Origin of the sequence: Rahnella sp. PD4 (genome assembly GCF_049199325.1) — a bacterium.
Classification (GTDB): Bacteria; Pseudomonadota; Gammaproteobacteria; order Enterobacterales; family Enterobacteriaceae; genus Rahnella; species Rahnella perminowiae.
The window spans coordinates 32,880-58,084 of the sequence record NZ_JBLZQF010000005.1 but is presented as its reverse complement, the minus strand read 5'-3'; the positions used below and the strand labels follow the sequence as shown (position 1 = coordinate 58,084).

The 25,205-nt window shown below is 50.7% G+C and carries 22 protein-coding genes; 11 read left to right on the top strand and 11 right to left on the bottom strand.

What is annotated here, in order from left to right:
* Nucleotides 1-6 precede the first annotated feature (6 nt).
* From ACOZIO_RS14315 to ACOZIO_RS14305, 3 genes are all read right to left on the bottom strand, one after another.
* The gene (locus ACOZIO_RS14315; protein ID WP_421595430.1) at nt 7-2,568 is read right to left on the bottom strand and encodes a fimbria/pilus outer membrane usher protein; all 2,562 of its coding nucleotides are present in this window, start codon (nt 2,566-2,568) and stop codon (nt 7-9) included.
* Nucleotides 2,569-2,615: 47 nt separating this feature from the next.
* Complete coding sequence (locus tag ACOZIO_RS14310) at nt 2,616-3,302, bottom strand: fimbrial biogenesis chaperone (RefSeq protein ID WP_129991457.1); 687 nt, start codon at nt 3,300-3,302, stop codon at nt 2,616-2,618.
* A gap of 87 nt (nt 3,303-3,389) precedes the next feature.
* Complete coding sequence (locus ACOZIO_RS14305) at nt 3,390-3,947, bottom strand: fimbrial protein (RefSeq protein WP_129991456.1); 558 nt, start codon at nt 3,945-3,947, stop codon at nt 3,390-3,392.
* 589 nt (nt 3,948-4,536) lie between these two features.
* Between ACOZIO_RS14305 and ompR the strand changes: the two genes are divergently transcribed.
* Together ompR and envZ are read left to right on the top strand one after the other, a co-directional pair.
* On the top strand, nt 4,537-5,256 hold the full coding sequence (gene ompR, locus ACOZIO_RS14300) for a two-component system response regulator OmpR (protein WP_009635740.1): 720 nt from the start codon (nt 4,537-4,539) through the stop codon (nt 5,254-5,256).
* Nucleotides 5,253-6,614 carry a two-component system sensor histidine kinase EnvZ gene (envZ, locus tag ACOZIO_RS14295; protein WP_129991455.1) on the top strand — a complete coding sequence of 454 codons (1,362 nt, stop codon included), beginning with the start codon at nt 5,253-5,255 and terminating at the stop codon, nt 6,612-6,614. Before ompR ends, envZ begins: the two co-directional genes overlap by 4 nt.
* Before the next feature lie 260 nt (nt 6,615-6,874).
* On the opposite strand, the gene ACOZIO_RS14290 is transcribed toward envZ, so the two are convergent.
* The 7 genes from ACOZIO_RS14290 to ACOZIO_RS14260 form a co-directional block, all read right to left on the bottom strand.
* The gene (locus ACOZIO_RS14290; RefSeq protein WP_129953799.1) at nt 6,875-7,354 is read right to left on the bottom strand and encodes a type II toxin-antitoxin system VapC family toxin; all 480 of its coding nucleotides are present in this window, start codon (nt 7,352-7,354) and stop codon (nt 6,875-6,877) included.
* Nucleotides 7,351-7,563, bottom strand: coding sequence for a FitA-like ribbon-helix-helix domain-containing protein (locus ACOZIO_RS14285; RefSeq protein ID WP_129953798.1), 213 nt, complete (start codon nt 7,561-7,563; stop codon nt 7,351-7,353). Before ACOZIO_RS14285 ends, ACOZIO_RS14290 begins: the two co-directional genes overlap by 4 nt.
* Before the next feature lie 101 nt (nt 7,564-7,664).
* Entirely contained in the window at nt 7,665-9,287 is a 1,623-nt protein-coding gene (gene pckA, locus ACOZIO_RS14280; RefSeq protein WP_421595429.1) for a phosphoenolpyruvate carboxykinase (ATP), read from the bottom strand.
* Between the two features lie 227 nt (nt 9,288-9,514).
* Nucleotides 9,515-10,399: an Hsp33 family molecular chaperone HslO gene (gene hslO, locus ACOZIO_RS14275; protein WP_129953796.1), complete on the bottom strand. Its 885-nt coding sequence runs from the start codon at nt 10,397-10,399 to the stop codon at nt 9,515-9,517.
* Between the two features lie 58 nt (nt 10,400-10,457).
* Nucleotides 10,458-10,862 (bottom strand): ribosome-associated heat shock protein Hsp15, encoded by a 405-nt coding sequence (gene hslR, locus ACOZIO_RS14270; protein WP_217138457.1) that lies wholly within the window; start codon nt 10,860-10,862, stop codon nt 10,458-10,460.
* A 24-nt stretch (nt 10,863-10,886) separates the two neighbouring features.
* A complete protein-coding gene (gene yrfG, locus ACOZIO_RS14265; protein WP_421595428.1) occupies nt 10,887-11,576 on the bottom strand; it encodes a GMP/IMP nucleotidase in 690 nt (229 codons plus the stop codon).
* A 114-nt stretch (nt 11,577-11,690) separates the two neighbouring features.
* The gene (locus tag ACOZIO_RS14260; RefSeq protein WP_205951597.1) at nt 11,691-13,838 is read right to left on the bottom strand and encodes an intracellular growth attenuator family protein; all 2,148 of its coding nucleotides are present in this window, start codon (nt 13,836-13,838) and stop codon (nt 11,691-11,693) included.
* 442 nt (nt 13,839-14,280) lie between these two features.
* Here ACOZIO_RS14260 and nudE point away from each other — a divergent pair, with 442 nt between their 5' ends.
* A complete protein-coding gene (gene nudE, locus ACOZIO_RS14255) occupies nt 14,281-14,838 on the top strand; it encodes an ADP compounds hydrolase NudE (RefSeq protein ID WP_129953793.1) in 558 nt (185 codons plus the stop codon).
* Between the two features lie 73 nt (nt 14,839-14,911).
* On the opposite strand, the gene mrcA is transcribed toward nudE, so the two are convergent.
* The gene (gene mrcA, locus ACOZIO_RS14250; RefSeq protein ID WP_129953792.1) at nt 14,912-17,467 is read right to left on the bottom strand and encodes a peptidoglycan glycosyltransferase/peptidoglycan DD-transpeptidase MrcA; all 2,556 of its coding nucleotides are present in this window, start codon (nt 17,465-17,467) and stop codon (nt 14,912-14,914) included.
* A gap of 121 nt (nt 17,468-17,588) precedes the next feature.
* On the opposite strand from mrcA, the gene pilM reads away from it, so the two are divergent.
* The 8 genes from pilM (at nt 17,589) to dam (ending at nt 25,193) form a co-directional block, all read left to right on the top strand.
* Nucleotides 17,589-18,428, top strand: coding sequence for a pilus assembly protein PilM (gene pilM / locus ACOZIO_RS14245; protein ID WP_129953791.1), 840 nt, complete (start codon nt 17,589-17,591; stop codon nt 18,426-18,428).
* Entirely contained in the window at nt 18,428-18,991 is a 564-nt protein-coding gene (locus ACOZIO_RS14240; protein WP_421595427.1) for a PilN domain-containing protein, read from the top strand. The genes pilM and ACOZIO_RS14240 overlap by 1 nt, the downstream gene beginning before the upstream one ends.
* Nucleotides 18,988-19,848, top strand: coding sequence for a pilus assembly protein PilO (locus ACOZIO_RS14235; protein ID WP_421595426.1), 861 nt, complete (start codon nt 18,988-18,990; stop codon nt 19,846-19,848). Before ACOZIO_RS14240 ends, ACOZIO_RS14235 begins: the two co-directional genes overlap by 4 nt.
* Nucleotides 19,848-21,110, top strand: coding sequence for a DNA uptake porin HofQ (gene hofQ, locus ACOZIO_RS14230; RefSeq protein WP_129991451.1), 1,263 nt, complete (start codon nt 19,848-19,850; stop codon nt 21,108-21,110). The genes ACOZIO_RS14235 and hofQ overlap by 1 nt, the downstream gene beginning before the upstream one ends.
* A gap of 348 nt (nt 21,111-21,458) precedes the next feature.
* A complete protein-coding gene (gene aroK, locus ACOZIO_RS14225) occupies nt 21,459-21,980 on the top strand; it encodes a shikimate kinase AroK (RefSeq protein ID WP_014333540.1) in 522 nt (173 codons plus the stop codon).
* Nucleotides 21,981-22,037: 57 nt separating this feature from the next.
* Nucleotides 22,038-23,120: a 3-dehydroquinate synthase gene (aroB, locus tag ACOZIO_RS14220; RefSeq protein WP_421595425.1), complete on the top strand. Its 1,083-nt coding sequence runs from the start codon at nt 22,038-22,040 to the stop codon at nt 23,118-23,120.
* A gap of 127 nt (nt 23,121-23,247) precedes the next feature.
* Entirely contained in the window at nt 23,248-24,297 is a 1,050-nt protein-coding gene (locus ACOZIO_RS14215; RefSeq protein WP_129991450.1) for an SPOR domain-containing protein, read from the top strand.
* Between the two features lie 80 nt (nt 24,298-24,377).
* The gene (gene dam, locus ACOZIO_RS14210) at nt 24,378-25,193 is read left to right on the top strand and encodes an adenine-specific DNA-methyltransferase (protein WP_129953785.1); all 816 of its coding nucleotides are present in this window, start codon (nt 24,378-24,380) and stop codon (nt 25,191-25,193) included.
* Nucleotides 25,194-25,205 lie beyond the last annotated feature (12 nt).

Sequence of the window (25,205 nt, the reverse complement as noted above, 5' to 3'; positions counted from 1 at the left end):
TCATCCTTAAATGCACTGAGCCGTGAGAGTCTGCACAGACTTCCCGGATGTTTTCACTTTGATATTCGCACGACATTGTTGGCTTGCTGCAAATCCCCATTTCACATGCAGCACGGTCATTTTTTCCGGGGTGAGCCCTGTCAGATACAAGATACCGCCATCATCAACAATATTTTCCAGCGTCTGATCTTCACTTACCGCAACGGCTCCAAAGGGGACGGGTTTATTACCGGGTTGAACCAGTTTGATTAATGCTCTTACGCCGATATGCGCATCGAAGTGAGCCGTGACCATGGCGCCTTTATTAGGAATTACTATTTCTGAATTATTTTTGACATCAACATCTTCCGGTAAAGTCGTGGTATCGATAGAAATACGATTTTCGCTATAAGGCGTCAGATAAGGGACGATCGCATAACCACGCCAGTCTGTTTTCAACCCCGGGATGTTTTGTATCCGCGCACCACTGGCCCCGTTTGCATCTATCAGGGCGAAAGAATTACTGAGAGGCTGAGATAAGGTAATACCGTGCGAATGGGCTACAAGGCCACCCGACATGCCATAGCTGGTTTGCCGGGTAACATCGTCATAGTTATAACCTGCATTGAGTGTACCGAAAGCCGCACGGTATGAAGAATAAAGACTGCTGCTGTTGCCGCCTCCGTGATCCGTGTGGCTTTGCTGCAAGTTGTAGCTTAGCCGATTGTCATCTAATGCTGTTCCGCTTAATCCGACCTGCTGACGGGTATCACCGCCTTTTTGCTGCGTCGCGTTATAGGATGCCCAGCTGTTTGGCAGCCAGCGACTTAACGGAATACGGACATTCAGCGCGAACTGCTGATCACTGTCTTCATCTTCCAGACGGCTGTAGATGTACGTCAGGTTATAATTGATTCCGTAGAGGCTGAAGTTAAGCCCCAGTGCGAGATTTTTCTCTGTGTCACTTCTCTGCCAGTAATCCTGCTGGTAAGCCGAAAGATACATGCTCGTGCCTTCCCATAATCCCTGGTTAACACTCACCTGAAATTTGCTGCGCTTATGACCGTCCAGAGAAGAGGATTCGTTGTCGTCCTGGTGTTCATTCGCTTCATCGAAGTCATAGAAACCTGCCGTTGAATAACGATACCCAGCCAATGTCACGTTGGTTTCCGTGGCTTCGATATTTTTGGAATACTGTATTCGATAAGATTGCCCGGTATGACGTTGATCGTTATCCAAAGTCGTTTGGGCATAAGTCATGTCTAAAGAGACTGAACCTAATGAATGAAGGCTAAAACCTGTGCCAGCAATTCCGGCCAAATAATCGGTTGAAAGCAGGGTGCCGGTGTATAAAGTGATATCGTTAGTCACCCCATAAATTGCGGTGGCCTGTGCGAACTCAGGTTCGCGGTCATTTTTATCTGCCGCACGGTACCTGGCCAGAGTCGCGCTGTATTTTAACCGCCCCGGACGCTGCATAACCGGTACGGCAGCAAAAGGCTGATTGAAACGTCGCTCAGTCCCGTCGGCTTCTTTAACTGTAACTTCTAAATCTCCGCTATAGGCCGTGGGATACAAATCTGTTATTTCAAAAGCACCTGGCGCGACATAACTTTGATAAATGATGTAGCCATTTTGTCTAATGGTAACTTCAGCATTGGAGTTAGCGATCCCCCTGATCGTGGGCGCAAATCCTTTCATGCTGTTGGGCAGCATGTTGTCGTCTGAGGACAATTGAATACCGGTAAATTGCTGGCTGGGGAAAATATCTCCAGGTGTGGAGCTTTCTCCGATAATCATTTTAGATTTAAGAAATTTGATATCCCGCTCAACGTTTGTGGAGATGACATCCCATGAGTTCTCTCCCTCGTTACTGCTGTAAGTGGTGTAGTTACGAAAACGCCAGGGGCCTGCATTAAATCCATTCTGAAGATTCAAATATTGGCTGGAATCACCACCGCCATTCCTGTTCTCGCGCTTTGCGCCCGAAAAAGTGTAGTTGGAAAACAAGACCGGAACGCCGTCATCCCATCTGGCAGGATCAACAAAATCCTTCGCCCGGTTGTTCATCGCGGCCTGAGGAATACTGATATCGAGTTTCATCAGGTTGAAATCAAGTTTTGCATCCGCAGCAGGAATATAGACGGAGAGATGCTGCAAAGGGGCATTATGTTCATGCGCGACTAATACAGGAAAAGCATCAACATTCACGTTTAACGCACGCAGTAAATCCGGGGTGATTTGCGGAACAAGCGAACCATCGGCTGCCTGATCGTAACGTATCTGCTGCTGCAGGATTTTTTTCTGATTAACGTAAATCGTGGTGTCATAAGTCCCGGCTATTTGGGCTTTATCACTGAGGGTGAAGATCGACAAATCCACGGGTCCGGTTTCAGGACCGGAGTGCTCCATTAATCTCGGGTCAAAATAGACTTCACCAGATGTTTCTGCATGTGCCTGACAAGTCAGCGCAATGTGCACCAGCATACTCACAATGCACAGTTTAAAAAGAATACGCCGCCGGCAAGAAGAGACGGCGTGTGCCTGCTGGCGTATTGCACGATGATTGTCATCAAACGATATCGTCATAGAATCTCTTATGGAAAACGTAATGTTGGTTGCCAGAAAATGGGGAATTACAGAGTGCGTTCTTCAAAAGCAGAACTGCCGCCAAAGTCATTGATGGCTCCCCAGCGGATGATATTTCCAGAAATATCGGGGGGCAGTTTCACCGTTATCTGAGCTCCGGGCGCAATCATGTCAGTATCTTTCAACGGCGTATTTCCCAGCTTAAGTGAACTAAAAACGACGTAATAAGGAGACGGGTTGGTAATTCGGAGCTCGTTATGGTCCCGGAAAAACGTCAGTGATTTGTAAGCTTCAGCGCTACGACCCGACAGATTTTGTGGTCGGTAAAAAAGTTTGATGCGGCTTTTAAACACCAACTTAAGTTCATTTGTATTATTTTTGGGAGAAGAGGGAATTGCCCGAACATTTATATAGAATATGGATTCTTTATCGGATGGTAATTCACTGCCCGTATACGAAATACGAAGAGCATTTTCTTGTTTTGCATTTAGTCTGAACAATGGCGGCGTGACAACAAAAGGCCCTCGACTTTTCCCATCCCCTGTGTCAATCCATGACTGAATCAGGAAAGGTATATTTTCTGAATTATTTGTCAGAGGGAGTGATGCCTCTTTTTTATCCGCCTCATAAATGATTCGTGTTCTGCCAACAATGATACCGCCAGCGTAACACAGCTGACAGCCAAGCAAATAAATAAGGAGAATGTTTATTGATAATCTAATTATTTTAGGCATGTCATCGCATCCTGCAATTAACAACAATTAATTGTCATAACATAAAACAGGCAGGCTGATATGCCTGCCTGAACGGGGGGGTAGAAATTAACGGTAATCTAACGTGACATTAACAACAGCATCGGCCAGACCAGCAGTGATCGCCGTAGCAGCAGCAAAAGACTCATAATAGGCCATCAGATTCACATTCATGACGTCGCCTTCAATGTTATAAGTCAATGTCGGTAGTGTGTTGATTTCTAAAGGTGTGCTTGGTGTTTTTGCATCTACGATACGGATGCCGACCCCTGTCGCAGAGGTGCCATCTTTGAATTCATCCGCAATCTGAATCAGATTCGGGTGATCGGGTACAGTAGGTGCTTCCAGCCAGATACGGAAATGATCTGTTTCCTCACTGCCATCTTCTGCATAGGGGCAATTCGTTAATGGAATAGTGAAAGGTATTTTTGGTGAAGGATCGCCGACACTCACAAATTGGGCAGCTGAATAAGTCCCTAGTGGAACATCAATATCCTGATAGCCATTTATGATACACGCCTGAGTGATTATTTCGCCGTGAAAGTTAATAGCGCCATCAGTCGCATAGCTATTGACTGCCATAGCCATAAATATCCCACCCGCTAAGAGTTTGAGCTTAGTTTTCATTTTGCATCCATTCTGAAATAAAAAGTGAAGGTTAACAAAAGATAAGTTGAATAGATTTTAATAAAACCTATCACTCACCTTTTCTCGTCGGATTCTATCAACAGTTTTATCCATTGAATAGAGGATGGCGGCTTATGAATTTAAAGCACTTTTATTTTCCCTGCGGATATATAGTTATTAATGATCATTAATGTTTGATTGATTTATTTCCTTGATCAATTGATCATTAATTGATCGGCTTTTAAAAGGGAGTGTTATTTATAAGTTCTTTATTATTAATTAAACGAATGATTAGATTCTATGAAATTTCCGCAAATTTCTTTACTGAAGTCATCCGAAAGGGGGCTTTTTGCCATAAATGGTCAGGTAGTGAACAACCCAGCGCAGGAGCGGTAACGGGGATGAGGGGGACAAACGGTAACAAACCATCCTTCGCGTGCGGAAGATTCCTCTGATATTGTTGATAAATTAGGAAATCCATAATCATTGTTACAATTTCGACTAGAATATATACCATTAAACGCTGTCTGTTTTAGCTGACTTTTCTAACAATACAAGCTTCAGGCATTCACGCCTTTGGGAGATTTAAATGCAAGAAAATCACAAGATTCTGGTGGTCGATGACGATATGCGTCTGCGCGCACTTCTTGAGCGTTATCTGACTGAACAGGGCTTCCAGGTGCGTAGCGTTGCCAATGCTGAACAAATGGACCGTTTACTGACCCGTGAATCATTCCACCTGATGGTTCTGGATCTGATGCTGCCCGGTGAAGATGGTTTGTCGATCTGCCGTCGCCTGCGTAGCCAGAGCAACCCGATGCCGATCATTATGGTTACGGCAAAAGGTGAAGAAGTAGACCGTATCGTGGGGCTGGAAATTGGTGCCGACGACTATATTCCTAAGCCATTTAACCCGCGTGAATTGCTGGCCCGTATCCGTGCTGTCCTGCGCCGTCAGGCCAATGAACTGCCAGGCGCACCTTCTCAGGAAGAAGCGGTCATTTCATTTGGTAAATTCAAACTGAACCTCGGTACCCGCGAAATGTTCCGCGAAGATGAACCTATGCCGCTGACCAGTGGCGAGTTTGCCGTGTTGAAAGCGCTGGTAAGCCATCCGCGTGAGCCGCTGTCCCGTGACAAGCTGATGAATCTGGCGCGTGGCCGTGAATACAGTGCGATGGAACGTTCTATCGATGTGCAGATTTCCCGTCTGCGCCGCATGGTAGAAGAAGATCCGGCGCATCCGCGCTATATCCAGACAGTCTGGGGCCTGGGCTATGTGTTTGTACCGGACGGCAGTAAGGCATGAAGCGAATACGCTTTTCACCGCGTAGCTCGTTTGCCCGAACCCTGTTATTAATCGTCACCTTGCTGTTCGTCAGCCTGGTGACGACCTATCTGGTGGTGCTGAATTTCGCCATTCTGCCCAGCCTTCAACAGTTCAATAAGGTACTGGCATACGAAGTGCGTATGCTGATGACCGACCGGTTGCAGCTGGAGGATGGGACGTTGCTGGCTGTGCCACCGGCATTTCGTCGCGAAATCTACCGCGAACTGGGCATTTCTCTTTATACCAACTCTGCGGCAGAGGAGAGTGGTTTGCGCTGGGCGCAGCATTACGAATTCCTCAGTCAGCAGATGGCACAGCAGCTCGGTGGCCCTACCGACGTGCGCGTCGAGGTCAATAAAAATACCCCGGTGGTGTGGTTGAAAACCTGGTTGTCGCCTGACATCTGGGTGCGTGTCCCGCTAACCGAAATCCATCAGGGCGATTTCTCTCCGTTATTCCGCTATACGCTGGCGATTATGTTGTTGGCGATTGGTGGTGCCTGGCTGTTTATCCGTATTCAGAACCGACCCCTGGTCGAGCTGGAACATGCGGCGTTGCAGGTCGGTAAAGGTATTATTCCGCCACCACTGCGTGAATACGGTGCGTCTGAGGTGCGTTCTGTTACGCGAGCCTTCAATCAGATGGCAGCCGGTGTCAAATTGCTGGCTGATGACCGTACTTTACTGATGGCGGGTGTCAGCCACGATTTGCGTACCCCGCTGACGCGTATTCGTCTGGCGACAGAAATGATGGGTGATGATGATAGCTATCTCGCTGAGTCGATCAATAAAGACATAGAAGAGTGCAATGCCATCATCGAGCAGTTCATCGATTATTTGCGCACCGGCCAGGAGATGCCGACAGAAATCACCGATCTCAACAGTATTTTGGGTGAAGTGATCGCGACGGAAAGCGGGTATGAGCGTGAAATAGATTCTGATCTGGCCGACGGTGAATTGCTGGTTAATGTGCATCCGCTGTCGATCAAACGTGCGGTGGTCAATATGGTGGTCAACGCCGCCCGATACGGCGACGGCTGGATTAAAGTCAGCAGTGGCCGCGAACTGCAGCGGGCCTGGTTCCAGGTGGAGGACGATGGTCCGGGCATTGAACCTGACCAGCTTAAGCATTTGTTCCAGCCCTTCGTGCGTGGTGAAAGTGCGCGAACCACCAGCGGAACCGGACTCGGTCTGGCGATTGTTCAGCGCATTATTGATGCCCATTCGGGCACGCTGGATATCGGGAAAAGTGACCGGGGAGGATTGCGGATTCGCGCATATTTGCCGTTGCCGGTGGAGATGCTGAAAGCGGTGGCGGTTCAGCAGAAACCGGTTTGATTAAGGGGGGCCTTAATAGTCCCTTTTATTCAGGCAGGTGAAAGTTTCGGTTTCTTAATTCGGGATTGCAGCCTCAAGTCTGCAACCTGTCATTCAGCACGTTTCTGAACCGCCCGCACGATCTTAAATTCAAAGGCAGTTGTGCTCCTCCCCCTGCGAAGGGGAGGCAGGGAGGGCGTTTTACGGTTGTCGCTGCAGCACCGGAAGCAAAGTCAGCGGGCGAAGCGTGCAGTGAAAGGCCAGTGCCGGCAATCCACCCCTCAACTCTTCCTGCTCATCACATAATACTCTGCCGCTTCTTCCCGCCATCTCGGCGTCTCCGCTGTATCCCACGGATTAACTAACACCACGCCCGTATGGGCAAACACTTCCGTGTGATCCGTAGCCAGCCTCGCCTGATGGTGCAGGCAAATCGCCGCAAGCTGCATATCACGCTCCGACATCACGATATTGGCCGCCTTTGATAATGTCAGCACCTCCGGGTAATACAGTGCGCTGGCAGCATCAAATGACAGCAGACGCCCGGCGAAATCCTGGTTTAACATCTCCAGTAAGGCATCGGAAAGTGCGGCCTTCGGCTGGTTCTCCGGCAGATTATCCGCCCAGGTGAAAAGCGCCGCGACGTTCAGGCTGGTCAGGTACAGTTGTGTTGCGTCCTGCGCATCCAGCCATTGCAGCACGTTCTTTTGCGGTCCGGGGCTAATCATCTCAAGGATGACGGCGGTATTGAGGATAATCATTTCGGTGGTCGTTCCAGGTGTTCCACGCTCAGGGAAGAGAAACGTTGTCGAAGCTGACTGCCAAGACCAAAACCAGGCACCGCAGTGGTCAGCGCCTGTTTCAGTATTAAACGTGCTTCTTCTTCCATCGAATGGCCTTTTCTGGCTGCAGCGATGCGCAGTAATTCCTTCACTTCATCATCCAGGTTACGAACGGTAATTGTCGCCATAACAGGCTCCTCTGTCAGCAATACTGTTATTCTGAAATGCGGCTGTGCCGGTTGCAATAAAAAAGGCGCGGGAGCCCGCGCCTGTTAAAAGTGTCTGAAACTTAACGTTTCGGCCCTGCACTGACCAGCGCAGCTCCGGCCGGAGTATCGGTGTATTTATCGAAATTATTAATAAACAACTGTGCCAGGTGCTCGGCTTTCTCCTGCCATTGCTCACGACTGGCGTAAGTATTGCGCGGATCCAGAATGTGCGTGTCAACGCCTGGCAGAACCACCGGCACTGCCAGATTAAACAGCGGCAACGTGAAGGTTTCCGCTTCATCAAGGGTATCGTTGAGGATCGCATCGATAATAGCGCGGGTATTTTTCAGCGAAATACGTTTGCCGGTGCCGTTCCAGCCGGTATTAACCAGATAAGCCTGAGCCCCTGCGGCTTCCATACGCTTCACCAGTACTTCAGAGTATTGCGTCGGGTGCAACATCAGAAATGCTGCACCGAAGCAGGCAGAAAAGGTGGGGGTAGGCTCATTCACACCACGCTCGGTACCGGCCAGTTTGGCGGTGAAACCTGACAGAAAGTGGTATTGCGTTTGTGCAGGTGTCAGATGTGAAACCGGCGGCAGTACGCCAAAAGCATCGGCCGTCAGAAAAATCACTTTGCGGGCATGGCCGGCTTTCGATACCGGTTTTACGATATTCTGAATATGATAAATCGGATAAGAGACGCGGGTATTTTCGGTTTTGCTGCTGTCGTTGAAATCGATTTTTCCGTCTTCGCTGACCATCACGTTTTCCAGCAAGGCATCGCGTTTTATCGCACCGAAAATTTCCGGCTCGGCTTCCTGGCTGAGTCTGATGGTTTTGGCATAACAGCCACCTTCAAAGTTAAACACGCCGTCATCGTCCCAGCCGTGTTCATCATCGCCGATAAGCTTACGCTTGGGATCGGTGGATAAGGTGGTTTTACCTGTCCCGGAGAGGCCAAAGAATACCGCTACATCACCTTTTTCGCCCACGTTTGCCGAGCAATGCATTGACGCGATACCCTGCAACGGCAGCAGATAGTTCATGACCGCGAACATGCCTTTCTTCATTTCGCCGCCGTACCACGAGCCGCCGATCAGCTGGATGCGCTCGGTCAGGTTGAAGGCGATGAAGTTTTCAGAATTCAGGCCCTGTGTCTGCCAGTCCGGATTGGTGCATTTGGCGCCGTTCATCACGATGAAATCAGGTTCGAAATTTTCCAGTTCACCTGCTTCCGGGCGGATAAACATGTTCTTGACGAAATGCGCCTGCCAGGCGACTTCCGTGATAAAGCGTACTTTCAGGCGGGAGTCAGCATTAGCACCGCAGAATGCATCGACAATAAACAAACGTTTCCCGGATAACTGTTTGCCGACCAGCGTCTTCAATGAGGTCCAGATTTCCTGCGACAGCGGTTTGTTGTCATTTTTTCCTTTGCCCTGATCAGCCCACCAGAGCGTATCGCGGGTGGTGTCATCACGGACGATGTATTTATCTTTCGGCGAGCGGCCGGTGAAAATGCCGGTATCGACATTCACGGCGCCAAGCTCTGTCACCTGCCCGCGTTCATAACCTTCCAGGCCCGGGGCTGTCTCTTCTGCAAAAAGAGTTTCGTAATCAGGGTTATAGACAATTTCGCTATTCTGGTGGATCCCATACTGGGAGAGTGTTTCGGCGGTGATACCGATAGTGGTTGGCATTTCCCTGCTCCTTGCTGAACTTGGATCCCGTCAATAGGGATAAATCAGTTGTTATTGTAGGTATATATCGCTTTTGTGCCGCGACAGGTCTCAAAGAATAACGGCAGATGTGAATGTTTTTCCAGAATTGTGATGAAAAACCCGAAAGGTGTGCAAGCGAGGTTATGAAAAAGCAATAAAAAAGGGACCTTTCAGTGAAAAGTCCCTCAGGCTGAGCGTATCAACGATCAATGAATGTGATCATCTCCGGAATGGACATCACCGCTGGCTTTCAGCGTCGCCATATCCATCCCATCAAATTCATAGTCTGCGCCACAATAATCGCAGTGCATCTCGATTTTGCCATCAGCTTCCAGCATTTCGTGAATATCTTCATCCGGCAGCGTCAGCAGCGCGGCGGCACAACGCTCGCGGGAGCAGGTGCAACGGAAACACACATCCTGTGGCTCATACAGCGTGACCTCTTCCTGATGATACAGACGATAAAGCACTTCATTTGCCGGCAGAGTCAGCAGTTCTTCCGCTTTGATGGTGGTGGTCAGTTGTGCCAGATGGCTGAACTCTTCCGGGTCTGTATCTTGCGCTGGCAGAACCTGTAACAACATGGCACCTGCAGCAGGCTGGCCTTCCACTTCACCGGTACGGATGAAGATGCGGGTGGGTAGCTGTTCAGACTGCATGAAATAGTTTTCCAGACATTCTGCCAGATTTTCGCCTTCCAGCCCCACGACGCCCTGATAGCGTTCGCCAACGGTCGGAGAAATAGTGATCACCATGTAGCCGTTGCCAATCATCTCTTTCAGTGTACTGCCTTCGATGATGTCACCCTGCAGACGTGCCACACCGCGCAATTCCTGCTTGTTGTTACCGTTGATCACGGCCAGTTTCAGCGGGCCATCGCCCTGCAACTGCACGGTAATATCGCCGTCAAATTTCAGGGTGGCGGTCAGCAGGCTGGTCGCCACCAACATTTCACCCAGCAGAGTACGCACTTCGGCCGGATACTCGTGACCGGCAATAACCTGCTGGAAGGTTTCTTTGAGTGAGACCAGTTCACCGCGAACGGCGTGATGACTGAACAGGTAGCGATGCAGTTGGTCGTGATTAGACATAGTTTTCTCTCTGTTTAGCGAACGTAAATCCTTCCTCTTTCATCGAAAGATTGAAGATTTATTCAGTATCGCCATATTTAAATTTGATCAGGTTGCGGCGTTCCTTTTTGTCCGGACGTCTGTCCGGGTGCGGCATCGCATTCATTTTGCGCGCCTCGGAAATTTTTTCCCGGCTGGCAATGCTCGCACCGGTTTCCTGATACAGTTTCTGTGCTTCTTCCGCACTGCGGCGCTGAGTGGTGAGCCCCAAAACGATGATCGTTTTTGTATCATTTCCCTGGCGCAAGGTAATTTCGGCATTCAGTTCTATCAGCTTGCTGGGTTTCCCCCGCTGACCGTTGTAATGCACTTTGCCGCCATCAATCATCTCGCGTGCCAGCGCACGGGTCTTATAAAAACGAGCCGCCCACAACCATTTATCGAGGCGCACTGCATTATCGTCGTCTTGCGTTTTACCTTTCATAACCCTCCCCTGAGCATACCGGTATTACTTCGCCGGGCCTGTTACAGGGTGAATTGCAGGCAACAGGCTGCGGTAGTCATTGATGGAAGGATGTCCATCAAATGACTTATTTGCCATGGTCGAATCTGGGTTTTCTATACCCAGACAATAGCGGATGCCGAAGGTTTTTGCCGCATTGAGGATAGGTTCACCGTCATCGACAAATAGGGTTCTGTCGGGATTAAAGCCCGTTTGCTGCTGAACGGCAGACCACAACCGCTGATCTTCCTTCGGATAACCAAATGTGTGGGTGGAAAGGAGTAAATCAAGGTGCTGATCTAATCCGGTATGTTCAATTTTAACGGAAAGGCTGTGTGGATGCGCATTAGTGAGCAGAATTGTTTGCCGTCCGCTTTCACGCAGATGAGCTAAAAAAGGCAGGGTATCGTCGCGAAGCCGCGCATTTTTGCCGATGTTTGTCGTCATCTGGTAGATATCCAGGCTTAGCTTTTCGCTCCAGTAATCGAAGCAATACCAGTTCATGGTGTGCTGAACGGCAAGGTATTCGGTATGAATTAACTGGCGTGCGTTCTCAAGCGGGATCGCACGCTGCTGGCTGAGGGCCAGCGGGACATCCTGCAACCAGAACTGGCTGTCAAAAGCCAGATCCAACAATGTACCGTCCATATCCAGTAAAACGGTATCGATGCATTGCCAGTCAAAATCAGGGGACATGAAAACTCCATGTTCTTGCGGCTGTGAGAAGCCGCAGGGACAAATATATGAAAGCAGGGAAGGGCGTCAGGGTAGCATAATCTGACCGGGGGACGCAGGGACGCCCGGTGCTTTTCAACCCAGTTTTTGCGCGGGTATGGGCATCAGCGTGGGATGAAAGCAGGCATTATAGTATTGCTGAATATCGTCTATCCGGCGCTTATCTTTGATGAAGCGGCGGATAAACAGCAGGCTATTAACCACCAGAACACCGATCAACAATAACAGTAATAAGCTGGTGCCCAGATAACGCCAGAGCGTTGAGATATCCGGCTCGCTGTGCAGCGAAATGTGACGGGTTCCGTTAGCATCGATACTGATACTGGTGATCACGCCCTGCGCACTGAAAGGGGTATGCAGCAAGAGTGTTGATAACTGTTGCAACTGCTTCCACTGTTCCTGCGGCGGGTTAGCGAATACACTCACCGGAGGAGCTGGCATCTCAATCAGCTGACGTCCTTCATCATTGCTTATCAGGAACCCACCCGGTGGCGGACTGTTAAGCCTGTCAGCAGCACGACGGGTCTCCTGAACAAAGAAAGAAGATGTTGCGTTATTCACCAGTTCGCTCAGCGATTGCGCACTGACCGGACGTAGCAGAACGTTAATCCCCTGCAATGTGCCCGCCTGTGCCCGCTTCACCAGTGAGTTCCAGTTGCTCGAATTGCCCAGATTCACCAGCGCGTTTTTCAGCCGAACACAATCATTGCTGTTTCCGCACAGCGTTTCGGTTTTCAGCACGATATCTGCGAAATCATCAAGCAGGATCATCCCGGATTTTTCGATGGCGGTGGCCAGCTGCGGATTAATGTTTTGCTCAGGCGTCTGGTTCTGACCGGGATGCAGCTGGTTGTTCACCGTTGTTTGCAGCGCCGTAGCGGCATCAATAATTTCTGACTGCGGAACCGGAAGAGGCGTCGCGGTATTCCAGTAAATCGCTGAACAATCAAAAGGCATAAAACCCGTTGCGGAACGGCTGCCCGACGGTGGTACATAACACATCCCGGAACCCTGAACTTTCAAGGTATCGCCGACGCGCAGAGCCGCCTTTTCGAGTTCCTGTACGCTGTTAACCTGCGAACTTTGTGCTCCCTGCAACCAGGCAACGCTGAGTTTGAGCGGCAGGCCAAGCGGCACATAAACCAGTAACGCCAGCAGCAGGAGGAAGGCGCTGGTGGCGAGCACCAGATTTCTTCCCCACTGCTGGAGGGGAAATTTTTTCACTTCCTCGTGGAGTGTCAGATAACTCCCCTGACGCACGACGTGGCTGTTCATATAGACTTCTACATCCGTAGGCTGTCCGAGATCACGGCCAATATAGGGCTGCCAGTGAGGCGGATAAATCAGGTCTACCACACCGAGTGAAATATTACTGATATCCCCTTGTTTGGATTCACCAAACAAACCCCAGCGTTTAGGTAAGCCACGCAGGCAATGGATTTCCTTGCGATTTTTACCTAAACGTTCGGACACTAAGCGCCAGATAACCCAGACAGCTAACCCTGCCGAAAGCGTCAGCAACCAGGGTAGAAATATCACCGGACTTTGCAGCGTGATAAAAAGCAGCAGCAGAATGGCGGAAACGGCCACCGCTTCTTTTACGCCGTTCGACCGGGTCAGCGCATGCTCTTCACGCGTTTCGCGGCGCACTTTGACCAGTTCTATATGCTCGCTTTCTTCGTGCCGGATAGACGCATTTTGCGGCTGCGAAGGTATCACCGCTGAAACCGGCGCGGGGCCTTCGTAAACGTGGTCGGTCAGGGTATGGCCGTTGAGTGAAATGACCAGCGGCAGGCTCTGCGTTTTGATCAGCTCGACCTGATTTTCCTGAGCAATGTATTGCTCCCAGAATGGCGGCAGGTGAATTTCAGTAGAATCGAGGAAGTAACGCCATTTGTTAGGATCTTCACTCGCTACACCATAGCGGGTGATTGCGCGGGTCAGGCTATAAACATTTTCGCTTTTAGTGGTCAGCGTCAGTTTATCGCGCAGGATAATCAGATTATTGCGGTGGGTAATTGGCGTCTGGCCGAGGCCTTCATTTTGCCGCAGATAGCGTTCAACTGCATCGCGTTCTTTCTGAGAGAGTTTGCGCTGACTCGGTGTGGAGAAACGCACGACGGACTCGTCGCGTTGGCGGCGACGCAATACAAGCCAAAAATAAGACGCTGTAGCAATAATTGCGATACACAACAACACCAGTGTCACGACTACTGTGCTCATCCGATCCCCGTTCAGACGTGGGTGACTTACGTCAACTCTGTGAAAGTATTATACATAAACGAAATGCACATTTTGCGCATGAACGCCTTTTTGATAGGAATTTTATTATTGTTTGCCTGAATCGTGCGCATAAAAATACCATGCTAGAGAATACCTGCATTTGGGAATCGGCGGGTATCGGTATAATCCTATTTTGAAGTGAGAGTGTTTTTGTTAAAGCAAAAATGTGACAGCCATGAGGTAACGTGTTTTTTTTGCGCGAATGACGGTGATTTTTTAATGATATTTTGTCCGAAAAATACACGGGACAAAGACAGTTTTTCAGTAAAGATTGCGATGCTGGCGTTCATTAACGCACAATGACTACCGTTAGTGGCCTTTGAACAGACAAACGAACCCATTAGAACACCTCTGGTCAGGTGAATAATAAGTTGGGGATAAGATGACACAACACCTGCAAAAACCGAAAATTACGAAGGTGGAAACCGTAGCCCGTTCGCGATTATTCACCATCGAATCTGTTGATCTGACATTCAGCAACGGCGTCGAACGCGTGTATGAACGCATGCGTCCTTCCGATCGTGAAGCAGTGATGATTGTGCCGATCATTGATGATGAACTGCTGTTAATTCAGGAGTATGCCGTAGGCATTGAAAGCTACGAGCTGGGTTTCCCCAAAGGACTGATCGACCCGGGTGAAAGCGTACTTGAGGCGGCGAACCGTGAACTGATGGAAGAAGTGGGGCATGGCGCGCGGCACTTTGATGTGCTGGCAAAACTGACCATGGCGCCTTCTTACTTCTCAAGCCGCATGAATATCGTCATTGCCAAAGATTTGTATATGAAAAGTCTGGAAGGTGACGAACCGGAACCTTTGCCACAAACTCGCTGGCCAGTGTCACGTATGATGGAACTGCTGCAGCATCCGGATTTTTGCGAAGCCCGCAACGTGAGTGCATTATTCCTGGCGCATGATTTTTTGATGCGTAACGCCCGCTGATCCCGCGGTAAACACTATTAAAAAAGCCGGTCATGCATTTCGCAGACCGGCTTTTTGCTTTACAGCTCAGGCATCAGAACAGTTCGTGTTCCTGACCGTTATCCATGATGGTTGTCCCGACTTCATGCACAGCATGTTCTGTCGGCTGAGTCCCGTCGATAAAGTATTCAGGGCGACTGTTGCCACCGCCGTCAGAAAGCTTACCGGTACTCTTATCGATAGTCACCGTCACAATACCAGGAGGCGGGGTCTGCGGCTGTTCCGGCACGCCCTCCAGCACGGCTTTCATGTAATCATCCCAGGCCGGCTGAGCACTTTTCGCGCCGCCTTCGGCACCGGAGATTTGATCCGCAATCACACCGGAAGCCGTTGAGCGACCCAAATCACGACGGTGATCGTCAAAGCCAATCCAGACTGAGGTCACCACGTCAGGGCCATATCCGGAGAACCAGGCATCTTTCGAGCTGTTGGTTGTACCGGTTTTGCCACCAATATCGTGACGTTTCAGGTCACGTCCTGCGCGCCAGCCTGTTCCCATCCAGCCGGGCTCGCCGAAGATGTTGGAGTTCAACGCATCACTGATCAGGAATGACAGCGGTGTGCTGATCACATGTGGCGCGTATTGCTGTGCGGCATCAACCTGCGGCGAGTTCGGTGGAACCTGCTCAAGCTGTGGCGTTGGCACACTGGTATTATTATTGGTGGTGGATGTGGCAACGTTTTCTACATTGTCATCCGACAGTACGGCAGATTTCTGCGTATCACCATAAATAACGGGAATATTACAGGTACGGCAGGCGATTTTAGGCTTGGCTTCAAACTGCACCTGACCGGATTCATCCACAATTTTGGTGATGAAATACGGGTCAACCAGATAACCGCCGTTGGTCAAGGTGGCGTAACCGCGCACAACCTGCAACGGGGTGAATGAAGCAGAACCTAACGCCAGTGATTCGGAATGAACAATGTTCGCAGCCGGGAAGCCAAAACGCTGCAAATATTCAGCTGCGTAATCCACTCCCATCGCACGCATAGCACGTACCATGACCACGTTCTTGGATTCACCCAGCCCCTGACGCAGACGAATCGGACCGTAATACGTTGGCGGTGAGTTCTTCGGACGCCAGTCAGTACCGGCACCGGCATCCCAGCGGGTAATTGGCATGTCATTCAGGATGGTCGCCAGGGTCAGACCTTTGTCCATTGCTGCTGTGTACAGGAAAGGCTTGATGTTCGAACCGAGCTGGCGAACCGCCTGGTTGGCGCGGTTAAACTTGCTCTGGTTGAAGTCAAACCCGCCAACCAGCGCTTCAATGGCACCGTCGTTTGGATTGAGCGAAACAATGGCTGAGTTGACATCAGGCACCTGCGCCAGCCACCAGTCATCACCCACTTTACGTACCCAAACTTGCTGACCCGGACGTACCACGTCAGTGACTTTTTTCGGGGTCGGGCCCTGAGCATTGTCATTACGATAAGGTCGCGCCCAGCGCATGCCGCTGAACGGCAGGCTGATAACCGCGCGGTTCGACATCGTCGCCGTGGCCTGAGCATCATCCGTTGCGGTGATAACGGCCGGGAACAGCGGACCATATACCGGCAGCGTTTTCAGCGACTGGACAATCTTGTTCTGATCCCACGCCGGTTCACCTACTTTCCATAGCTGATTTGACGGACCGCGATAACCGTGGCGCATATCGTAATTAAGCACGTTGGTACGCAGGGCTTCCTGGGCAGCAAGCTGGGTTTTTTTGGTAATGGTGGTGTAAACCATGTAGCCATCGTTATAAGCGTTGTCGCCATAACGTTTCACCATTTCCTGACGCACCATTTCGGTCAGATACGGCGCCGAAAACTCGATATGCGGAGCATGATAATTGGCGACCAACGGCTCAGCACGCGCCTGATCATACTGGGCCTGCGTGATGTATTTCTCATCCAGCATACGTGCCAGTACGGTATTGCGACGGGCCAGAGAACGGTCATGCGAATACAGCGGGTTGAAGGTTGACGGTGCTTTGGGCAGCCCGGCAATCACTGCCATTTCACTGAGCGTTAGCTGGCTGACATCTTTACCGAAGTAAACCTGTGCAGCGGCACCGACGCCATAAGCACGATAACCGAGATAAATTTTATTCAGATACAGCTCGAGGATTTCATCTTTGGACATCATCTGCTCAATGCGGATGGCCAGAAATGCTTCCTTAATTTTACGGGTCAGTGTGCGTTCAGGGCTCAGGAAAAAGTTACGAGCCAACTGCTGGGTAATGGTGCTCGCGCCCTGTGAGGCGTGGCCTGACATCATCGCAACGGAAGCCGCACGGAAAATACCGATCGGATCCACACCATGATGTTCATAGAAGCGACTGTCTTCAGTCGCGATAAACGCATGCACCAGTTCCGGTGGGATCTGGTCGAGTTTCAGTGGGATACGGCGCTTTTCACCATACTGGGCAATTAAATCACCCTCGGCACTGAAAACCTGCATCGGTGTTTGCAAGCGCACGTCTTTAAGCGTGGCGACGTCGGGTAACTGAGGCTCGATATATTTATACAAACCGAAGATCGAGGCGGCTCCCAGCAAAATGCAACACACTGCAAGAATCAATAAATACTTTACGAACTTCACCTGAGATTTCCCATTAAGTGTCAATTGGGCAGTTTATAAACAACCGCGCGGTAGTATAAAGGCAAGCCAGCAACATGGATACGTTCTTTTATTTACCTGACGATATGGAGATTGGGCGAAAATGCGACTACAAGCATGGCAGGTAGGTCTGGATATTCAAGCCGGTTTTGCCCGTGCGATCGCCGTTCAGCGGCGGCGTCATGGCTGGCAATTGCGTCACTGGTGGCAACATCCTTTGCCTCCTTTCACATTGCGGGAGGGGATATTACATGAGAGCGCGCCGCTGATCGCCATTTTATCGTGCTGGCGAAAAACGCTGCCGACGTCTTTTTCATTACGAATCAGCCTTCCTGCGCAACGTATTATGCAACAACGCATGGCCGCGCCCGATGCCCGTTTGGGTGAGCCGCAGCGCAGTGCGTTTATCTTCGCTAACGCGGCAAAACAGTTTCCTCTGGCTATGGAGCATCTGGTGATGGACTACCGGGCTGACCCGCAGGGCGATAATCAGTTGGTGGTTACGGCGGCAAGGCAGCAGGAAATCGAACAGTGGATGCACTGCATGGCGCAGGCCCGGTTGTTCCCGGACACTATTGAGCTGACTCCCTGCGCCCTTCAGATGGCGGCCTGTGCTGCAGGCGTTCCGGGTGATGCATTGCTGATCCATCCCCTTGATGATCTCTTTCTCTGGGCTTCGCCGCACAGTTTGCCGTTCCAGTTTGGCATGCTGGATTATGCAGAGGCCGGCGCTGAAAACACGGTCTCTCAGAAGATTCGCACACAGTATCGCGCGGCTGCGTTATGCCATGCGGAGGACTATTACAGCGGTGAATCGTCCTCTGCGGTAATGCAATGCTGGTCGCCATTAAGCGCGATCGTGCAATTGTCCGCGCCTTTGCCGGCAAATCCCGGTGCATTCGCGCCTGCCGTCGGGCTGGCTATCCGGCAGGCAGATAACTGATGCTACAGGTCAATTTATTACCGTGGCGAAAGTTGCGCCGTCAAAAGCTGATGCGTTTCTGGCTGAAAATTTTTATTTCTGTTCCTGTCTCTGTGGTGGCCGGTGCTTTGCTTCTGGCCACTTTCCTGGTGCAGGAACGGGCGCTGTTACAGGTGAAACTGTCAGCGTTACATTCAGATATTCAAAAGATTACGCTCCGTCAGCGTCGTGTGGAGGCAGCATCGGAACAGGTAAAGGTTCTGGCTGAATCGCGTCTTTTAAGCCACCAGCGTGTGCAACGGAGCCGGGATTATCTGCAATTGTTGGTGTTACTCGCGTCAGAGATGCCCGAAGAACTCTGGCTGACGGAACTGACGGAGCATCAGGGAGTGATGACGTTAAAAGGCGAAGGGCGGATATATCACGACATTGTGGCATTGAGCGAAATGCTGTCAGCAGGAGAGTTGCTCAGTAAAGTCAGTCTTTCTGATGTACAGCAGCAACCCAACAATAACTTGAGTTTCGTGATGAAAACGCAGTTTCGCCCTGAAAAAGCCCTGCCTGCGCCGGGAGTAGTGCAATGACCGGTTTACTGGCAGAGCATATTGATCCGCTGATGGAAAAACCCGGCTGGCAGCGGGTGTGCATACTGACTGCATGTCTGCTCATTCTGGCTTTGACGCTGTATCAGCTTGTATTGCGCGGGTTATGGCAGCAACACGACACACTGAAACGGGAGATTTACACCGCACGGCAGACCCTTTCCCAGGCTCAGAGGGCGTTGATGCTCAGGGTTCCGTTGGAAAGCCTGGAGCAGGAACTGGCCGGCAATGCGACATTGCAACACGAAATCCTGCCGCTTGAGCAAGCGTTTTCCCGGCCGCTGAAAGACGCTCAGGCCGTACTGATTCGCTGGAAGCCAGTTTTGCAACCGAAACAAGAACCACAGGGTGAATTGCAATTGCAGGTGACTTTTGCCGGACTGATGGATTTTCTTTATGCGCTGATGCAACGTCCCGGGCAGCCTGCATTCAGCGAGCTGAATTTACACACCACCGGTGATGCCGGGATGAAAGCCTCAGTGTTACTGACTCAAACCACGTCAGCGGCAGGATTTTTTACCGCTGCCGTCGCGCCGCATGTCGTACGTGATCCGTTTAGTGTGCCACAGACGCCGTCCTGTGCTGATTTTTCTACGGTATCTGAATGGCGCCTTAGCGGGATTTCAGATGCCGGCGGGGAGCGTTATGGCTGGCTGCTTTCACCGCAAGGGCGCTGGAGTAAAGTCGAAACGGGTACGCAATTTGGAGTGCCGCAATGGACGGTTGAAGCACTCAGCAGTTCGCAGGTTGAACTCAGCCTCAGTGATGCGCGTTGCGGTGCACTGCGTCAGATTATCAGGCTGGGTAAAGGCAAGGATTCTCCAGGGAAAGGGAAATAATGAAATACGTGACTAAGCGGATTGTACCGTGTTTGCTGTGTTTATACCTCAGCCCGGTGAAAGCTGATGTACCACCGTTGATTTCGCTGGAGTTTCAGTCCTCTCCGGTCGGTTTGGTATTACAGGCGCTGGCAGATTTCCGGCAACTGAATCTGATCACTGCACCGGGTCTTGAAGGGCAGATGAGTGTGAAACTCAAGGAAGTGCCGTGGCAGCAGGCGCTCGACATTATTCTGCAAATGAACCATCTCACCAGCCAGTTGCAGGGCAACGTTTTAATTGTGTCGCCTGAACAAGATCCGCAGGTTGTACAACAGCGGTTGAAAGAGGCAGCCGACCAGCAGGCGCTCCACAGCCCGCTGATCAGCCTTACCGTTCCTCTGCAATACGCAGATGCGAAAGAGACGGCGCTTAGCCTGAACGCGCAGAAAGGCTCGCTGTTATCTTCAAAAGGTAATGCCTCTGCAGATCCCCGCACCAATACACTCTTATTACGTGACACGCAGGCTGCGCTGGATGTTGTGGCACCCTGGATAAAGGAAATGGATTTACCTCTTCAGCAGGTTCAACTGGCAGCACATATAGTCACAATGAACAGTGAAAGCCTGCGCGAACTGGGTGTGCGCTGGGGGTTTACCGGTGAGGAACCCATTACAAAAGCCGTGCGTATGAATAATTTTAGTATGGGCATGCCGGTCGAAAATCCGATATTTACTGCGGGTTTTAATCTTGCACATATCAGCGGGCGGATCCTTGAGCTTGAACTGACGGCGCTTGAGCAGGAAGACAAGGTCGATATTATCGCCAGCCCGCGGTTGCTGACGGCGCACATGCAGACTGCCAGCATTAAACAGGGTACGGAAATCCCGTATCAGGTTTCCAGCGGGGCGAGTGGCAGCACGTCGATTGAATTCAAAGAAGCGGTGCTGGGAATGGAGGTTACGCCGAAAATTCAGCGTGACGGTCGTATCCAGCTGGCATTGCAGATTAGCCAGAACATGCCGGGCCGGAGCATTAAGCAGTCCGAAGGTGAGGCGCTGGCGATTGATAAGCAGGAAATCAAAACTCAGGTTACGGTAAAAGACGGAGAAACTATCGTGCTTGGCGGGATATTTCAGCGTAAAAACCAAAAAACGGACACAAAAGTGCCTGTCCTCGGCGACCTTCCCGGGGTCGGTTCCTTGTTTAAACACCAGTACACCCATGAACAGCGGCGTGAGTTGGTGATTTTCATCACCCCGACCTTAATCCTTACCCGTTAAAAGGGCATTCTGACGCTCTGTAAATTGCACAATAACGTTGAGCGTATGCAACTTTTTGTGTCGCAAGAGGCTTCTGAGTTTGACGCTGCCGTCGATTTAGCTTACAAGGGTTACCGAATTGAGCACCGTGATCTTTTTATTACGACAGACACGCCGATAAAAACGTACGGTTTCCCTCCTGCGGCGTGCAAAGTGATTTATTCGGTTGCCAAACTACCAAGAGTGTTGAGATAATTTTTTTCTGATCTCGCACTATATCGCTCATGAGGTTTCAGTTTAGGTCCCGCCGCTAATTTGATTGGCGGGGCGGGTTATCATCAACGAATTGTCTTAGTAATACCGAAAAACATGGCAGAGAAACGCAATATCTTTCTGGTTGGGCCTATGGGTGCCGGCAAAAGCACTATTGGTCGACAGTTAGCTCAGCAACTCAATATGGAGTTTTTTGACTCCGATCACGAAATTGAGCGACGTACCGGAGCTGATGTGGGCTGGGTATTTGATTTGGAAGGCGAAGACGGATTCCGCGACCGCGAAGAAAAAGTGATCAACGAACTGACCGAAAAACAAGGCATTGTTCTGGCGACTGGTGGCGGTTCCGTGAAATCACGTGAAACCCGTAACCGTTTGTCAGCGCGTGGCGTTGTCGTCTATCTTGAAACTACTATCGAAAAACAACTGGCGCGTACACAACGCGACAAAAAACGTCCATTATTACAAGTGAGTGCTCCGCCACGTGAAGTGCTTGAAGCACTGGCGAGAGAACGCAATCCTTTGTATGAAGAGATTGCCGACGTCACTATTCGTACCGATGATCAAAGTGCCAAAGTCGTTGCCAACCAGATTATCAATATGCTGGAAAGTAACTGATTATTGGTGTTCATCATTGCCTGAGGGTGTCAGTTAAAGAAGGTCACAGAGCACGACATGGAGAGGATTACCGTAACGTTAGGGGAGCGTAGCTACCCCATTACGATTGCTGCCGGATTGTTCCACGATCCGGCTTCTTTTATGCCGGTAAAGGCAGGCGATCAGGTCATGATAGTGACCAACGAAACCCTGGCCCCTCTCTATCTGGACGCTATTCGTTCAGTGCTGGAGCAGGCAGGCGTTCGTGTTGATCAGGTTATTTTGCCTGATGGTGAACAATACAAATCCCTGACTGTTCTCAATGATGTGTTCTCCGCGTTGCTCAAAAAGCCGCACGGACGTGATACGACTCTGATCGCCCTTGGTGGTGGCGTCGTCGGTGATTTAACCGGCTACGCTGCAGCCAGTTATCAGCGCGGTGTGCGCTTTGTTCAGGTGCCAACCACGCTGCTTTCTCAGGTTGATTCCTCCGTTGGCGGTAAAACGGCGGTAAACCATCCACTCGGAAAAAACATGATCGGCGCGTTTTATCAGCCTGCGTCGGTAGTGGTTGATCTCGACTGTCTGCGAACGCTGCCTGCCCGTGAAATGTCTTCGGGTCTCGCAGAAGTTATCAAATACGGCATTATTCTGGATGCTGATTTCTTTGTCTGGCTTGAAGACAACATGGAAGCTTTACTGGCGCTGGATATGAATGCGCTGGCATATTGCATCCGCCGTTGCTGCGAGCTGAAAGCCGAGGTTGTGGCCGCCGATGAACGTGAAAACGGCATGCGCGCCTTGCTGAATCTGGGCCATACTTACGGCCATGCTATTGAAGCCGAAATGGGTTACGGTAACTGGTTGCATGGCGAAGCTGTGGCAGCCGGTATGGTGATGGCCTGTTATACGGCCCATCGCCTTGGGCAGTTCAGTCTGGGTGACATAGCCCGGGTAAAAACTTTGCTGACCCGTGCGGGTTTACCTGTGACCGGCCCTGAAGTTATGGAGGCGCAGTCCTATCTGCCGCACATGATGCGTGATAAGAAAGTACTGGCTGGCGAGCTGCGTCTGGTTTTGCCGAAAGCAATAGGTCAGTCGGAAGTACGCTCCGGCGTATCGCATGAAATGGTGCTGGCTTCGATTGAAGATTGCCGTTAAGACAGTGGTCATCATGGTGGCCACATAACGATCGATTTTACGTTTGCCAGCAAAGCTTTATATTTTTAGTCAGGATAGTTGCTCCGCGTAAAGCCTCTTGAGGCTTTTGCCGGGTTGGAGGTTTTAGATGGATGATTTAACACCGGAAGACGATCTCAAACCAGACACCAGCGATCGCCGCCCACCGCGCGCGCGCAAACCGTCTCCTTCCATTCCAAAAGTTGCGGTATCCCGTCAGTACGTGATGATCGGCATCGGTATTGTGGTGCTGGTATTGCTGATTGTCGGTATCGGCTCTGCCATGAAGTCATCTTCCTCCAGCCAGCCTGCTCAGCAGAACAATGGTCCGAAAGACATTAGTCTCGCGGGTAATGATGCGGCGGCACCTGCTCAGCCTTCTGCTCAGGCTCAGGCCAATACAGCGCAAGCTATAGACGGTCAGCAGCCAGCCGATGGCCAGCAACCGAAGAGTATCGGTTTACCGCCAGTTTCCCCGACACCAACTGAAGCTCAGCCTGTTCCGGATAATGGTCAGGCGAAAGAACGTGTCGATTTGCCGGGTGATATGAGTGATGCGCTCTCTTCCCAGCAAAATCAGGTCGATGGTGTGGCACAAGGCAGCATGGCACCCGCAGCTCAGTCACTGACTTCTTTGCCGACCGCACCCGCAACCGTTAATGGTTCAGCACGTACTCAGGCCCCGGCAGGTTCTCAGCCGTCAGCCACCCATACACGCCCTGCGCAAGCTTCGCGAAATGCGCAACCTGCTCATACTTCGAAGCCTGCTGAGCATAAAACAGCCGCTACGGCATCGCATACAGCGAAAACGCCGGTAACGAAGTCCACTGCGTCATCTGCTCCGGTTGCATCTGCACCGGCCGCAGCTTCTGGTAGCATGTCGGGCATTAAGTCTGCACCAGGTACGCACTTTACCCTGCAACTGAGCGGTGCTTCTCAGTCCAATACACTGAATGCGTTTGCAAAACAGCAGGGCCTGAAAAATTATTTGGTTTATCAGACCGCCCGCGAAGGGAAGCCGTGGTTTGTACTGGTAAGTGGTAACTATGCTTCTTCTGCAGAGGCCAAACGTGCTATTTCCAGTCTGCCTGCGGAAGTTCAGGCTAAAAAACCGTGGGTCAAACCTGTACATCAGGTACAGCAAGACCTGAAAAAATGAAACTGATCTCAACGCGATTTGCTGTCTAAAAACAGGATACAATCCGCGGCTGTGAATTGTATAAGTAGCTAACTGACGGCATGAAGAAGAACCGCGCGTTTTTGAAGTGGGCTGGCGGCAAATACCCGCTGATTGATGACATCAAACGTCATCTTCCGGTGGGAGATTGTCTGATTGAGCCTTTTGTTGGCGCGGGCTCGGTATTTTTGAATACCGAGTATGACGCTTATATTCTGGCGGATATCAACAACGACCTGATCAATCTTTACAACATTGTGAAGACACGCACTGAAGAATTCGTGCGTGATGCACGTGTGCTGTTCACGCCAGAGTTTAACGAATCAGATCGTTTTTACGTCCTGAGGGCTGAGTTTAATGCCAGCAGCGATATTTATCGTCGTTCGGTACTTTTCCTCTATCTTAACCGCCATTGTTACAACGGCCTGTGTCGTTATAATCTCAGTGGCGCGTTTAATGTGCCTTTCGGGCGTTATAAAAAGCCGTATTTCCCTGAAGAAGAACTCTACTGGTTTGCTGAAAAAGCGAAGCATGCGGTATTTGTTTGTGAGCATTACCAGGACACCTTGCTGAAAGCACAGTCTGGCTCGGTGGTTTATTGTGATCCGCCTTATGCCCCGCTTTCTGCGACAGCAAATTTTACGGCGTACCACACCAACAGTTTTAGCATGGATGATCAGCGCAATCTGGCTCGTCTGGCGTATCAGCTTTCTAATGAGAACGATGTGCCGGTGCTGATTTCCAACCACGAAACACCTCTGACGCTGGAATGGTACGCTCAGGCGAAACAGCTGCACCGTGTGTCAGCGCGCCGTACTATCAGCAGTAAAGTTGCCCAGCGCAGCATGGTGAATGAACTTTTAGCGCTATATCGCTGATGGCCGGTCAGC